Genomic DNA, 15,123 nt, shown 5'->3' with positions numbered 1-15,123 from the left:
AATTTAAGGATTTCGATGATCGCAGGTTTAATAGCAAAAATATTTGGCACCGCTAATGCGCGGCAGCTTTCACGCATACAACCGATTGTTGCTCAGATTAATGCTTTTGAGCCAGCAATTCAAGCATTGAGTGATGAGCAATTAACTCATAAAACTGTCGAATTTAGAGCACAATTAGCTACTGGAAAAACACTCGATGATATTTTGCCGGAGGCGTTTGCCGTTGTGCGAGAAACCTCACGTCGCAAGCTTGGCCAGCGTCATTATGACGTGCAACTTGTTGGCGGTATTGTATTGCATCAGGGTAAAATTTCTGAAATGAAAACGGGTGAAGGTAAAACATTAACGGCGACATTAGCGTTATATCTCAATGCGCTGTCTGGTAAGGGCGCGCATCTTGTTACTGTCAATGATTATTTAGCGCGACGTGATGCTGCATGGATGAGCCCTATTTTTAATCACCTGGGATTAACGGTTGGCATTATACAAAATAATATGCATGATGCAGAGCGCCAAAAGGCATACGCATGCGATATCGTGTATGCAACTAATAATGAACTTGGGTTTGATTATTTACGCGATAATATGAAATTTAGATTGGAAGATTATGTGCAGCGCGATCTTAATTACGCTATCGTCGATGAAGTTGACTCCATATTGATTGATGAAGCACGTACGCCACTCATCATATCAGGAAGCTCCGATGAAGGCAGCATTCTATATGCTCAGGCAAATGCTATAGCATTAAAACTTGTAGATAAAATTGATTACGAAATTGATGAAAAAGAAAAATCAGTGCAATTGACCGAAGCTGGTATTGATAAAGTAGAAGCCGCTTATGGTATTAAAAATTTGTACGCTATAGAAAATATAAAATTATTGCACCATATCAATCAGGCGCTGCGTGCGCATACTCTTTTTAAGCGCGATGTTGATTATGTAGTAAAAGACGACGAAGTGCTTATTGTCGATGAATTTACCGGCCGTATGTTGGCTGGCCGCCGCTATAGTGACGGATTGCATCAGGCATTAGAAGCCAAAGAACGCGTGACGGTTGAGCGCGAAAGTCAAACACTTGCAGCAATTACTTTGCAAAATTATTTTAGATTATACAAAAAACTTGCGGGTATGACCGGGACTGCGGCTACAGAAGCAGAAGAATTTCATAGAATATATAAGCTTGATGTAGTCAGTATACCTACCAATCAGGCAATGATCCGCGATGACAAGCCTGATTATATTTTTCTTTCTAAAAATGCAAAATATAAGGCGATCGTTAAAGATATTCAAGAACGATACGCCAAGGGACAGCCGGTTTTGATAGGTACTATCGCGATCGAAACTTCAGAATTTTTGAGTAATATTTTAAAGATGCACGGCATTCCTCATGAAGTGCTTAATGCAAAGCAACACGCACGTGAAGCTGATATTGTTGCTCACGCTGGGGAAAAAGGACACGTAACTATTGCAACCAATATGGCTGGTCGAGGAACAGATATTAAACTAACGGCTGATTCTATAGCTGCTGGTGGCTTATATATTCTCGGAACAGAGCGTCATGAAAGTAGGCGTATCGACAATCAGTTGAGAGGTCGATCTGGTCGTCAAGGCGATCCTGGTGAATCTCGTTTTTATATTTCTTTGGAAGATGACCTTATTAGGATTTTTGCCGGCGAGGGCATCAAAAAAAATATGCAACGCTTTGGTATGACGGAAGAAGAAACAATAGAATCTCCTATGATTTCAAGAAATATAGAAAATTCCCAAGAAAAAGTTGAAAAAAGAAACTTTGAAGTTCGTAAGCATCTTTTGGAATACGATGACGTGTTAAATCAACAACGTATTGTTATGTATCAGTACCGTCGTATTATCTTAGAAGGCAATGAAGGAAGTTTTGATCTTATACGGGATCTTATTGATGATGCCGTTGGTGATATTGTCAGTCACCATGCGCAAGAACGTGCGCTGACCGGCGAAATACGTGCAGATATTTGTAAGGCTGTTGCTCAAATGACGGGAATCGGATTAGAAGAGCTTAATAAGCAAGCGTTCTCAGAAAATAATAGTGAGGTGCTACGTAGTGATATTATTAATTATTTACTCAAGCGTTACGACCTTATTAGAAATGCCCATAGCCATAATAATAGTGATAACGAAAATCCTGGTGCAGTTATTCGTGAAGCGCAAAAATGGATTATGCTAGAATCTTTAGATCAAGCCTGGAAACAGCATATGCTTAACTTAGACCATCTTAAAGAAGGTATCGGTTTGCGTGGTTGGGGACAAAAAAACCCGCTCATCGAATATAAACGAGAAGCCTTTGCTATGTTTGAAGACATGATGCGCGCTGTTCGCTTTGAAATTATTCATCACATTTTCCATATTAATTTTGAAAAATTTGATACACAAGCGTTGGCAAAAAAACGCGAAGATGAACTTGATCAATTACAACTTGCAGGAACGGCATCGCCGGAAGAAACTCAGGCACAAGCTGTTGCAAGTGATAAGGTTAATCGTAACGAAGCGTGTCCTTGCGGATCGGATAAAAAATACAAAAAATGCCACGGGAAGTAATTATTCTTCGACTCGACTTTTTTTATAGCGGGTGCGATAGTTTTCATTTTCTTCAGGACGCTTGTGCTTTTTGTCATGCAAAGCACCACGAGAAACACGCTTGTCGTTGCTCTTCATATAATTGATCAACGCTGATTGCTCTGCCTGTTCCTCAGCTTCTTTTTCTTTGAATTCTTTTGTTTTTTTTCGATAATGTTTATGTGACATGATTATCTTTCAAGTTAGTGCGGGGCTTTTGCCCCGCACATAAAAAATTAATAATTATGAGCAGCAGTTATTGTCGTTATTGTTACCGCAACAACCACCCTTTTTATGTTTTTCCCAAGAAGCGGCTTTGCCATTAGTTTCTTTTTGCTGTTGGCCGTGCTTATTATAAGAGCCTTCATGCTGGGCCTTTTTTTCTTGGCCTTGTTGTTTATTGGCATTTGGATTGTTCCATGCGCTTTTTTGTTGTTCAGCGCCAGAACCAGCCTGTTTTTGAACAGCATTTTGGTTGTTCTGATTGTTTTTGTTCTCGAAGTTTCTGTTTTTGTTCTTCATACGACTCTCCTTATTGGTTACTTATTCAGTTCTTTATACGCTAATTTTTTTACCTTCGCTTCTTCTCGTTCCGGCGTCATTTTTTTGATACCAAAGCGTCCGGTGTTTTCTGTCCCATTCGCCATGCCTTCAAGAAGACTATAACTAATCTTGCTATCTTTACCGCACGCAGCTTCTTTTATCTTATATTCAAGCTTAAAATCAGAACCATCTACTTTTTTGTACACATAAATATGTGCGTGCCCATTCCAACCATGACTTTCCGTTCCCAAATCACCATGATCTATGTCTGTTTCAGGGCTAGAACTATGATCATGCTCGGAGCTCATGGGAGCTACAACGGTAACCTTGCCGCCATTCGGTTCTACAAACTGCGCCTTCGAAATATATTCTGCAAGAATAACAGGCTTGTCACTATCGTTAATAAATGTATAGGGACATGCAAAAACGGACCCTGCTGTTGTTGCCAACAATACTAAACCTACTAATTTTTTACACATAAGAGCCTTTCGTGTTTTATTTTTTATAAATGAGGCTTTTATTTTACTATAGCAATAAAACTATTCTAATTGCAATAATTTATATAAAAAATATATGCTGATTTTGCTATATTTTGCAACTGATAGTGCGGGTTCCAACCAAGAATGGATTGTGCTGATCTTATGTCTGCCACGAGAGCTGCAGGGTCGCCGGCGCGTGCAGGGGCGGTTTGGGAGATTATGGGATGCTTGGTCAGCCTATTTACTTCTGCGATCACCTCTAAAATAGAGTTGCCGTCACCAGTTCCCAGGTTAAAAATATGAGATATCTTTGTAGTAAGTATATAAGTAAGTGCTTGTATGTGTGCAGACGCAATGTCTGCAACATGAATATAATCCCGAATGGCGCTCCCATCAGGCGTAGTGTAGTTGCCAAATATAGTAAATGGTTTCTGCGTGCTTGCTGCGCGTATAAGCAAGGGTATTATATGGGTTTCTGGTGTATGCCGTTCGCCAAGTTTATATTCTGGCAGGGCTCCGGCAGCATTAAAATACCTAAAAACAACATAAGGCAGTCCATAGGCTCTATTATAATCGTGCAAGATGCACTCTACTATATATTTTGACATGCCGTAGGGGCTGATAGGATTTTTGGGGTGTGTTTCTGGTATGGGTAGGCTCAGTGGTGTGCCGTAGACGGCGGCACTTGAGGAAAAAATAACGGGTACCGGCCTGTGCTGTATAATTGTATCTAAGAGAGTAATCGTTTTGGTTACATTATTATTATAATATTTTTGAGGATGTGCTACCGATTCTGCTACTTCTATATACGCTGCGCAGTGTATCACTGCCGTGATAATAAACTGGGTAAAAAGAGTATTCAAGAGCTGCGTGTCTGCAAAATCGGCTGAATAAAAAATAACTTGTTCGTGCACAAGTACGTCCGGCACCTGCGGCGCATGATCAATAATAATAACTCGGTATCCATGCTGCACCAGCATCAAGCTGATTGCTGATCCAATATACCCCGCCCCGCCGGTGACAAGAACTGTCTTCATGTATTACTCCCATATGCTGTGGGCAGTATACTCCACCAGCTTATTGGGGGCAAAATTTACCTAATCCTAGCCAAAAATCACTATGAGCAAACTTAATTTGCTCTCCACCGCTCATCTCGAGTGTTCGACGTAGCCTATAGGGCAAAGTTGAATGTATCGAGAGATCAATTACTTTGATTGAATTTAGAAGAACTGAGTATCGAGGTTTAAAAAAAATACGGCCGGGGTATTACGCCCAGCCGTATTAATGCTTTATTCTAAACTTGAATAATTAAAAAGAGCTTACGCTGCTTTTTCGTTCTTTTCAGCATAGTATGTTTTGTAAATTGCGTAGCCTGCAATGAGTGCTGCAGAAACAACAACTACACCTGTGATTTTTCCTGAATTTGCTGTACAAAATTCACCTGTTTTTGTAGCAAGTTCTGACTTTTTCATTGATTCGATCAATGCTTGAGCAGATGTTGCAACGTCTGATGCTTTTGTGGAAACAGCAGTTTTAACTTCGCCAGCTTTTGTTGAGCTTGTTGTTGCAATGCTGGTCCAGGATGATTTTATAGAATCAACTAATCTGGTGAACATGCTTGGAGCTGCAGCGGCAACAGTTTTTACTGCTTCTTTTCCAGCTTCTACTGCAGGTTCATCAGCTTTTAAAGAAGCCAAAGAAAGAGTAGCTACGCAGGTAAGTAATAATGCTTTTGATGTGAATTTCATAATGTTTCCTTTGATTGTATCTGTTTTTATAGATTACATATTGTATATATATACAATATTCACGTTACTTATCTTATATTACAAGAATCTAAAAATTTGTCAATTTCAGAGGCTCCATACCTGTATTATAGCATTTTGAAATACAAAAAGCAGCCCAGAATCCAGCGCTTTTATTAAACTTATTTGCACTAATAAAAGTATGTGGGGAGAATTTTTTTGCATAGCAGAGGGGCCGAGATTTCTCCCGGCCCCTGTTTGCATAACTTCTTCTGAGTAAAGTTATTAATTTCCTATTGCTGCCTTAGCCGCAATTTTAGCATTTTTAACTGCGTCTTGAAACTTAAGATCAGTTTCTTTAGCATTTAAAGCAGCAATCGCTTTGTGTCCAGAAAGCTTAGGGTCTGTGAAGAGATCACTGAAAAGAGCAATCTTTTGCTCTTCTGTTTTAGCTGCTTCAAGTTTTTCCCTGAACTCTTTTGACGCTTGGCTCAGATCAACCCCGCCGCCAGCCGCCGGCTTTGGATCACTCTGAAATGTTTTTTTAAAATCCCTGAGAGCTTTGCTTTGTGTTTTTCCTGTTAATACGTGATAAATGGCCTCTGCAACTGTTTTATTTCCCTCGCTCCTAGCGCTATCAAAATACTCATCATCAGATATAACAGCGTTCATCGATAGATTTATTCCAAAAACTATTGCAAATATTATTTTTTTCATATGTGCCCTTCAAAATTTTATAAATCAATACCAATTTCTTTATAATACTCGCGTAAATCTTTTAATTTTTGTTTTGCGGCATTAATTTTTATTGGCTCAGCTTTTTTATCTTCTCCCGCTTTAATTGCAGCTTCGTAATTAGCAGCCAATTTTTTTGCGGCGTCTTTGTTCGCTTGACTAGCGTCTTCATCCATCACCGGATCATTTTTAAGATCAGCAAAAGCTTGCTCAACTTCTTCTTTGCTCATCGTGCTATAATTCTTCACTGCGCCGCCGGTGGCTGGGGTTGATGTCGTGGTTTGGGTCGATGGTTTGCCGGGCACAACCGCCTTACTTGGACTATAGTTTTCAAATTTAAAATAACCAGTCACTTTTGTAGACCAAGTAGGATATTTTTTTAGATACACATTTAATAGATTGACTAGTCGACGTTTTATTTCAAGATTGCCGCTGGTTCTTCTATCTGGAGTTGCCACAACATTATTTAATATGTTTTCGAATAAAGTATAATAGACAGCTGCTTTTGCCGGATCTTGTTTGTCTGTCGGCGTAACAATAATATACAAGTCGCCATATTCAAGTGCTTGATTTAGTGCTTGTTCTAGCTGCTTTTTAGCGCTTTCGATCTCTTGTTCTTGGGCTTTAGGGGTAGTCGGTGTTATTACTTCTTTGCTTGTTTCTGAAAGATCTTTTAGGGTTTGAATCTTTATCGCATCTAAATAGTCAGATGCTCTTTTTAGATCTATTTCCTCTTGAGATTTTTTTGGTTTTGTCTTTGTTGCTTCTTCTGATATATAGTCTTTATATTCGAGTTTTTTATATTTAGGCCCCGTAAACCAACCTGTGCCAAATTTGTATTTATTATACAGCTCATTCATTGCATCTATTATTGCTCTTTTCTTAGTGACAAAAATATTTTTATTTTTGCCCAACAGATTGAGCGCGTCTTCCAAATACATCCAGATATTATTGGCCAGTTCAGTAGTGTCTTTGCCTACCGTAAGTCCCACTGTGTAGAGCGCGTCAGCAACTGCTGTATTAATATCAGATTCGATCTGAAGTTTTTTATCGGAACTTAAGAATTCAAATGTTTCTTTTTTATATTTATTTATATACGCTTGAAAATCTTTGATCCTTGCTAATTTAGCAGATAGGCTTGCAGCCTCAGGAGTTATTGGTTTTGGCAGCTTTGTTACGTCTAGTGGCGGTGGAAGCTGAACACTAGTAGTTTCTTCTACTACTGGTGGTGGAAGTTCTAGCCCTGTAGCTTCTGTAATAACTTTTTCAGCTTCTTTTGTGAGTTCTTCAACTTTTTCTGTTACAACTTTTGCGCCTTCTTCAGCATCTTTTTTATCGGTGCTGCCTGGAGCTGCTGTCGATACCGCGGTTTCAGCTTTTTTTTCTTCTTTTTTGAGAGTTTCTAATCCTTTGTTGATAGCTTCTACTTGCTGTTCTTTAACGGCTGGACTTGAAGTGCTGGCGAGTACGTTTTCAGCGTTTTCGAGGTTCTTTTCGACCTCGTTTACAGTTGCTAAAACGTCGGCAACTTTTTCTGTAGCAGGAGTGTTTTGTGTGACTTCTGCACGCATTTCTGGAGAGGCGTTTGCAAGAATTTCAACTTTTGTTTGTTGTTCGATCTCTTTTGCTTTTGGAACAGCTTTTCCACGGGCTGCACGGGCGGCGCGGGCATTGTTTAAGTCTGCTTTGGCGATATCATACCACGCTTTATTGATGGTTTGTTTTATTTTCACGCCTTGTTTCATTTGCATTTTGCGTATCTGATATTCTGCTGTAAGTTCTTTTGCAATCTTTTCGAATGCTTGATACTTGATATCATTAGTTGGATCAGCCTGGTACGTTTTACTTGCTTGTTTGTACCTATCAAAAGTGGCTCGGCCGCCCGCAGGTGCGTCTTTTGCCAATAGTATCTGTGGCGCAGGCAGCATAAATGCTGCGAGCGCAACTACTGTAATTAATTTTTTTATCATAATAGTCCTTTAGATTTGTTAGAATGACATTCCCAATTTGCCCCATACAGTCCAACGTTGAATGGCTGTATTAACATGAGAAAATTCATATGATCCGCCCAAGCCTACAAAAGTAGGGAAGCACCAGCAGTCCCAGTTATAAGCGCCTGTTGCATAAATAATGTTAGAGATAGCAGCAGGAGTTGCAGCAGAGTCAATATTAATTTGGGCTGTTGTAATTGGTGTATAACCAGCAAGTGGAATGGTAACATCAGGGCACGCAGCGCAAGAAAATTCATGACCAATGGTACGTGCGATTGTTGTATTACCAAGACCTGCAGCATCTTTAAGTGCAGAATCTTCATCAAAGCATAGACTTACTTTTTCTGCTTGACGTCCGTAGAAGTTATAACCGACTTCTAATTCAAAGCCGTGATATTTATAAATAAATGCTGAGTTTACAACAGCGGAAAAACGTGGGCTCACTTTAACACAGTCAGTGAAAAGATTGATACCTGATGTACCAGAACGTGTGCTTTGCTCAGTAGCAGCAGCTTGTGCTTCAGCTAGAGATGCATATGTTTCCATATAACGGCTCCATGATTTATCAAACAAATCAAAGGATCGGCGTTGTTTGTTGCGGAAAAGATAGCGGCCATTGATGTCTATTTCACCAGTAATGGTATGATCGCCACATTCCCAAAATTTGAATCCCATATTAGATCCGTACATGATACCAACGTGTTTGTTGTTACCAACGATTGGTTCAAAAACATAATGTGCTTTTGGTTTGTTGCCTGTTGGTATAACAACGCCGGCATAACCATTATAGTGGCACATTTCTGTGTGGCATGCATTCCAACCTAATGCGATTTCTATGTCTGCAAGACCGGTCTTTTTTAGTGGCTTGCAGCCGATTTTACCATATTTCCAGGTCGATTGATTAAATGCTTGTGTCATGTTGCCAACAACTTGAGCGTTATCAAGCCCCAGAGTGTTTGCTAATGCGCCGCCGCCATTGTCAATGACATTTTCTTTAAAATTCAATTTATTTTGTACGTGGACGACCGAAGTAACTACTTCTAACCACCATTTGATGCAGCCATCTTCTCTGCTTGATAATGATTGCTTCCAGTCAAAACCAACGGCAGCAACAGATTGTTGAGGGCACATGGTAATGGTACTTTGGAAGGTATTATCAAGAGTTTCTATGTTAAAGTGCTGAGGATCAACATCTCTGTTTGCCGCAGCAGATGAGCCGTTTTCTGCAACAAGCAAGGTCGCTTTGTTGAAGGGGAAGAAGTATTTGGTAATGCGATTAGCGTTTGTTGACTGTCCGCCAAATGGGACTATATCGAGAGCGCCCCAGATGCCGCATTCTTTTTGTGACATGCGATCATTGCGAAAGATTGATTCTTTTTCTGGTGACCCGAATTGAAATTGTGGTCGGATGGAAAGAAATGTTTGGCTGACAGCGTCATCGGCTCTCATGCTTCCGCTGACTGTAGCGGCTATAAGCATAAGGCGATGTATTGTTTTTTTCATCATATTACTCCCTTTTTTTGATGAAACATTTTTGTTTGCCTAAGATGTAGCAATTTTGTGATTAATACGTCAACACATTATTGTTTAATTTTTTTTGCATAGAGGTATACTAAAAAATGATAGGGTAAAAAGTCTATAGATAGAGGATATTATGATTAATAACATTAAAGGCACACACGATATTATTGATCTTTCTCTGTTTAATTTTTTTATTACCCATATAAAAAAACATCTCGAAAAATATAATTTTTCAGAAATAAGTACACCAATCTTAGAGCCAGTAGAACTTTTCAAACGTACGATTGGTCAAGAAACCGACGTGATTAGTAAAGAAATGTATTTTGTTACATCAAGTGGCGATGAAGCCATTTGTTTAAGGCCAGAAGCAACCGCTTCGACTGTTCGCGCATTTTACAATAATGATGTTCAGGAGCAACCCTGGAAAGTTTTTTCCTACGGTCCTATGTTTAGGCATGAACGCCCACAAAAAGGGCGGTTTAGGCAGTTTCATCAAGTGACCATAGAAATGCTTGGTGCTGCGACAGTTTCTTATGATGTTTTTTTGATAACTCTTCTCGATAGATTTTTTCATGAAATTTTATTGCTCGATTCTTATGCGTTATTAATTAATTTTTTGGGCTGCCACAGCGATAGAGCAGAGCTTAAAAAAGCACTACATCTCTTTTTAGAAAAAAATGTAAGCCTACTCTGCGAAAAATGCCTTGACCGTAAAGAAAAAAACATTCTGAGGGTTTTTGATTGCAAAAATGAAACATGCCAAGAACTCTATCGCACCGCGCCGCAGACGACTGATTTTTTGTGCGCAACATGTACGCACGAGTGGACGACGGTTCAGCAGTATCTTGAAGAACTTTCGGTTTCTTATTCTCACAAGCCCACGTTAGTGCGAGGTCTCGATTATTACGATAAAACCGTTTTTGAATTTGTGAGTGGTGACCTTGGGTCGCAAAATGCATTTTGTGGCGGCGGTAGATATGACGGGTTGGCAACATTGCTTGGTGCAAAAAAACCATTGCCATCATTGGGAGCTGCTATTGGCATTGAGCGCATTCTTCTCATGTTAGAAAAAAATAAAGATAAACTTACATTGCCTGTTCAAAAATCATTACTAGCAATTTTGCCATTCTCGCAGGATCAGCACATGGTTGCGCTGCTACTGGCTGACCAGTTGCAGCTACATGGTAAAACGGTTGAAGTTATGTTGGACAATGATTCGGTCAAAAGTATGATGCGTGCGGCTAACAAAAAAGGCGTAGCGTATTGTTTATTAATCGGCCCGGATGAACAAGCTGCTAAAACCGTGACGTTAAAGAATATGATCACCGGCGATGAACGTCGTGTTAATCAATCTGATGTTGTCAAAGAGCTCGCGATATAGGCTTTTACAATTCCGTCTCTATGAGCTCAATTTTTGGTTCATAATTAGTAACAATATCTAGTATCGAATTTGTCGCGATAAATGAAAAATGAATAAAGTTTAATGAATCAGAAGTCCCGAAAGATTGTTCAAAAAGCCATTGTATATATAATGAATTGGTGACTTTAAAAAATGTCCAACTTCCATAAAATGTATCGCCATACTTTAGACTAAGCGCATATTTGAGGCTTGACCTAAAATTTTCATGAGTATTTCTATAGGCATCTACGGAGTTTTCAAATATTATTCGAATTTTTTGTTCCTTATTATGGATGTTGGACAACAATACGCTAAATCCTTCAAGAGTATCTTCAATACTATGTATGCAATATTTTTTTTCCAAACCTTCTATTGGTTCCCATCTGATCCATTGTTCAATCATGCCCAATCCCCTTCTGATTAATCGCCATATCTAATTTTTATAAATCCTTTTATGAGCTATCTCTCGATACAAAATTTCTTCGAAATTTTACTCGAGATGAGCGGTGGGGCTGTGTTTTTTCGAATTATTTTCTACTTGTTCTAATAACTTACTTGCTTGTTCAAGCCACGTTTGGGCAACCTCATGAGGGATTGTTCTTATTACATATGGCTCATAATTTTTCATAAATTCTTCATAGGTAATATAATCTTCATCTGGCGTTGGTTCATCAAAATGCCAAAAATAATTTGGTGTTATTTCAAAAATAATATCCCCGTTTTTATCATTATAAAGCCACGTGGTTACTTTTGGTCTTATATCTCCCGGGGTTGACCATAGATTATAGCGTTCGCCTACCCAAAAAAGTTGGCCTTGATGTTCTTCTTGCAATAGTTCTGGTTCACCGTGCAATTCTTGATTCCATAAATAGCCAATATCTTTATTGATAGATGGATGTAGTGGCAAGCTGTTATTTGTCGCGGAAAGGAGCATGCCCGTAAATTGATTTAGTGAGTAAAATAAACAATCATAGCTTAATGTTAAAGAATTTTTTCCCAAATATTTTATCCATATATCATCACAGGGAAAGACCATATCTAATGGATCTTGAAGTTCTATGACGAGTTTTTCATTATTATTCAATTCAAAAAATATATTGTTTTTCTTATTAATATTCATACGCCCTCTTATGCAACTAAGAAAATGTAGAGCAAGATTGTTTATGTGTAAATAAATTACGTGCGATCTCGAGATGAGCGGTGGGTGGGTCTTATTTTTGCGAAGAGCTACGTAGCTTTTTGAGAAGATAGGCTTCTTTTGCCCGCATGCGGCGATAGTCTGCGTCTTCGATATGATCATATCCCAAGAGGTGGCAGATGCCGTGCACTAATAATACTTGTAGACGTTGTTCAAGCGTGACGTTGTATTTAAGCGCTTCCTGTACAACATATTCCGCAGAAATAATAAGATCCCCAAGATTTTTATCACCATCAATAGGTCGAATGCGTTTACCAGCTTGAAGTTGTGGATAATTCATAAATGATAAAATATCGGTAGCTTTATCTTTGTGCCGATATGTTTTGTTGTACAAGCGTATAGTCTTATTGGTAGTGATCCAGATGCCCAGATCATAGTCAGAATAGCGCAGGCTATCCAAGAGTACCTGCGCATTTTGTTCTAGTTTTTGTGTATCAAGTATAACTTTTCGTTGCGTGTTTTTAATTAAAATCATACCGTGACGGTCGCCTTCCATGTATCATTATTGTAGGCAATGAGTTGTGATACTCCAGGCTCTGCACTAAACACAATTATGTGCGCCCGTGAGATACCTGCAATTAAACGTTCTTGCGATGTGAGATTATGTGTACTGTGTATCACCAGTTGCGAAAGTTCAGTTTTGAGCGACAACTGATGATCAGATTTGAGTCTTCTTACTTCACTAACAATTTGTAATACAAGTGTGATAGCGTGTGCACTTTCTTGATTTTCATACACGTAATCGTAATGCGAAAATTTGGTTTGGTGTAATGATTTTATAATCATGCCATTGCCATACACAGCATTATAAATAGCTTCTGTAATATGAGGAATATACGCTGCATATAATTGTAAAATTCTTATGCCGGTTGTATAGAGCATCGTGCGTGTTGTTGCAACTTGTTGAGCTGAATAATTTTCGGGATGCAGTAATTGATCTTTAACAAGTTCGAGATAATTATCGCACACGTCATGCCAGAAAAAACGTTCAATCGTATCAAGTGCTAAGCTAAACTCGTGTTCTTCAAAATATTTGACATACAGTTTATGCGTTTCACTTATTCTATGCGCAAGCCATTGATGGACGCTATCTGCGTCTGATAAAAATGCCCAGTCGTGGACCATTTTTCCATCAAAATTTGCAGAAGTGACGGTATGTTCTTTGATAAAAATAAATGCGTTCCACATCTTAGTCAGTAAGCGTTGACCGATTTTAAATTGACTTTCAGAAAAGGCCACATCTTGTCCCAATGTTGCTGACGCGGTCCAGTACCGGATAACATCAGCAGGATAAGTTTTGAGTAGATTTTCTGGGATCAAAGGGCTATTGCCCTGAGATTTAGATATTTTTTCTTTTTCGCTGCTTAATACGTGTCCAGAAATGACAATAGTTTTCCATGGAATAATATTGTCATGCATCCACGCTTTGACGATAGTATAAAACGCCCATGTTCTAATAATGTCATGTGCTTGTGGTCGCATCGACATAGGCATAAAATTTTCTTTGCCATACAGCTGCGCGCAGATATATGGTGTCAGTGAAGACGTATTCCAGGTGTCCATAACATCAGTGTCTGGTATCAGATTGTGCGATGCGCATTGTGAACATGTGGTGTATGGTTGCATTTCTTGAGGATCTACGGGCAATATTTTTTCATCCGGTACAATGACCGTTGAGCAGTCTTTGCAGTACCAAACAGGGAATGGTATGCCATAAAAACGTTGGCGAGAAATACCCCAGTCCCATTGTAAATTTTCTACCCAATTTTTGTAGCGTGTTTTCATAAACGATGGGTACCACGTAATAGAGTCCGCGAGTGCAAGCAGTTGTTCTTTATGAGGTAAAATTTTTATAAACCACTGTGCAATCATTAAATATTCGATCGGATTTTTGCATCGTTCATGAATATTGACGGCATGCGTAATTGTTTTTTGCTGGCGAATAACGCCTGCATCTTTTAATAATGCAAGAATTGCTTCTCGTGCAGCTGCAACTTTTAATCCTGCAAGTGGGCCCTGTATAAAACGTCCATCTTGGCCAAATGATGGCTTATAAGAAAACTTATGTTTTTTGTACCATTCAATATCTGTTTTGTCGCCGAAGGTGCAGCACATAACAAGGCCGCTGCCTTTTTCTATGACAACGCTCTCGTCAGCGATGAGGGGTACCGTATTATTAAAGAGGGGTACTATCACAGATTTACCTGCAAGATGTTGATAACGCGTATCTTCTGGATGATAGAGCACTGCAACGCAGGATCCTAATAATTCAGGGCGCGTTGTTGCAATAATAAGTTCTTCATTGTCTGTTGTGGTAAAAACAAGATCATTAAACAATGTTTGTTTTTCGACATCATCAAGTTCTGCTTGAGCCACCGATGTTCTGCATGCGGTGCAATACAGCGCAGGTTCTTCTTTGCGGTAGGCAAAGCCCTTTTTATATAATTCTATAAATGATTTTTGAGAAATAGCGCGCGATTGTCTATCTATTGTTGAGTAGCATGCGCTCCAGTCAACCGATAGTCCCATGCGCTGCCACAGTTGCTTAAACTGTTCTTCAACGCTATGCGTTTCTTGTAAGCATGCTTCTATAAATGCTGTTCTGCCTACTTGATGGGCGGTAATTTCTCGTTTTTTTTCGACAAAACGTTCAGTCGGTAGACCGTTGTCATCAAAGCCGAATGGATAAAAAACAGCATGCCCGTTCATACGTTTGTAGCGTGCAATAATATCCGTTTGCGTGTATGAAAATATGTGGCCAATATGTAAAGCGCCAGAAACTGTCGGCGGTGGTGTGTCTATGCTATAGAGCGGTCCTTCTTGATTGGTATAAGCATAAATTTTTTCAGCATCCCATAAGGCCTGAGCATCTTTTTCCGCGTGTTGATAGTCGTATTTTTTTTCCATACAGCAAAGTCCA

Annotated in this window: 14 protein-coding genes; 2 read left to right on the top strand and 12 right to left on the bottom strand. The window is 39.2% G+C overall.

From position 1 onward, the window contains the following. Positions 1–15: 15 nt before the first annotated feature. Entirely contained in the window at positions 16–2,574 is a 2,559-nt protein-coding gene (gene secA, locus WC707_04520) for a preprotein translocase subunit SecA (protein MFA6066414.1), read from the top strand. Here secA and WC707_04515 read toward each other — a convergent pair whose 3' ends face one another. The 8 genes from WC707_04515 to WC707_04480 form a co-directional block, all read right to left on the bottom strand. Further along, positions 2,575–2,781 (bottom strand): hypothetical protein, encoded by a 207-nt coding sequence (locus WC707_04515; protein ID MFA6066413.1) that lies wholly within the window; start codon positions 2,779–2,781, stop codon positions 2,575–2,577. It lies immediately after the preceding gene. 54 nt (positions 2,782–2,835) lie between these two features. After that, entirely contained in the window at positions 2,836–3,114 is a 279-nt protein-coding gene (locus WC707_04510; GenBank protein MFA6066412.1) for a hypothetical protein, read from the bottom strand. A gap of 17 nt (positions 3,115–3,131) precedes the next feature. Continuing rightward, positions 3,132–3,614 carry a hypothetical protein gene (locus tag WC707_04505; protein ID MFA6066411.1) on the bottom strand — a complete coding sequence of 161 codons (483 nt, stop codon included), beginning with the start codon at positions 3,612–3,614 and terminating at the stop codon, positions 3,132–3,134. 65 nt (positions 3,615–3,679) lie between these two features. Next, positions 3,680–4,651, bottom strand: a complete 972-nt coding sequence (gene galE, locus WC707_04500; GenBank protein MFA6066410.1) for a UDP-glucose 4-epimerase GalE — start codon at positions 4,649–4,651, stop codon at positions 3,680–3,682. A 282-nt stretch (positions 4,652–4,933) separates the two neighbouring features. Further along, positions 4,934–5,362, bottom strand: coding sequence for a hypothetical protein (locus WC707_04495; protein ID MFA6066409.1), 429 nt, complete (start codon positions 5,360–5,362; stop codon positions 4,934–4,936). Between the two features lie 282 nt (positions 5,363–5,644). After that, positions 5,645–6,076 carry a hypothetical protein gene (locus tag WC707_04490; GenBank protein ID MFA6066408.1) on the bottom strand — a complete coding sequence of 144 codons (432 nt, stop codon included), beginning with the start codon at positions 6,074–6,076 and terminating at the stop codon, positions 5,645–5,647. Between the two features lie 17 nt (positions 6,077–6,093). After that, a complete protein-coding gene (locus tag WC707_04485) occupies positions 6,094–8,064 on the bottom strand; it encodes a hypothetical protein (GenBank protein ID MFA6066407.1) in 1,971 nt (656 codons plus the stop codon). 18 nt (positions 8,065–8,082) lie between these two features. Next, positions 8,083–9,588: a hypothetical protein gene (locus WC707_04480; GenBank protein MFA6066406.1), complete on the bottom strand. Its 1,506-nt coding sequence runs from the start codon at positions 9,586–9,588 to the stop codon at positions 8,083–8,085. 151 nt (positions 9,589–9,739) lie between these two features. Between WC707_04480 and hisS the strand changes: the two genes are divergently transcribed. Then, complete coding sequence (gene hisS / locus WC707_04475) at positions 9,740–10,987, top strand: histidine--tRNA ligase (GenBank protein ID MFA6066405.1); 1,248 nt, start codon at positions 9,740–9,742, stop codon at positions 10,985–10,987. Positions 10,988–10,991: 4 nt separating this feature from the next. On the opposite strand, the gene WC707_04470 is transcribed toward hisS, so the two are convergent. The 4 genes from WC707_04470 to WC707_04455 form a co-directional block, all read right to left on the bottom strand. Next, the gene (locus WC707_04470; GenBank protein MFA6066404.1) at positions 10,992–11,408 is read right to left on the bottom strand and encodes a hypothetical protein; all 417 of its coding nucleotides are present in this window, start codon (positions 11,406–11,408) and stop codon (positions 10,992–10,994) included. A gap of 87 nt (positions 11,409–11,495) precedes the next feature. After that, the gene (locus WC707_04465) at positions 11,496–12,125 is read right to left on the bottom strand and encodes a hypothetical protein (GenBank protein MFA6066403.1); all 630 of its coding nucleotides are present in this window, start codon (positions 12,123–12,125) and stop codon (positions 11,496–11,498) included. 91 nt (positions 12,126–12,216) lie between these two features. After that, positions 12,217–12,678: an rRNA maturation RNase YbeY gene (gene ybeY, locus WC707_04460; GenBank protein ID MFA6066402.1), complete on the bottom strand. Its 462-nt coding sequence runs from the start codon at positions 12,676–12,678 to the stop codon at positions 12,217–12,219. Then, positions 12,675–15,110: a valine--tRNA ligase gene (locus WC707_04455; GenBank protein ID MFA6066401.1), complete on the bottom strand. Its 2,436-nt coding sequence runs from the start codon at positions 15,108–15,110 to the stop codon at positions 12,675–12,677. Before WC707_04455 ends, ybeY begins: the two co-directional genes overlap by 4 nt. Between the last annotated feature and the right edge of the window lie 13 nt (positions 15,111–15,123).

This window comes from Candidatus Babeliaceae bacterium (assembly GCA_041660765.1).
Classification (GTDB): Bacteria; Babelota; Babeliae; order Babelales; family Babelaceae; genus JBAZVR01.
The sequence above is the reverse complement of the archived record's forward strand: the minus strand, read 5'-3'. Positions and strand labels throughout refer to the sequence as shown.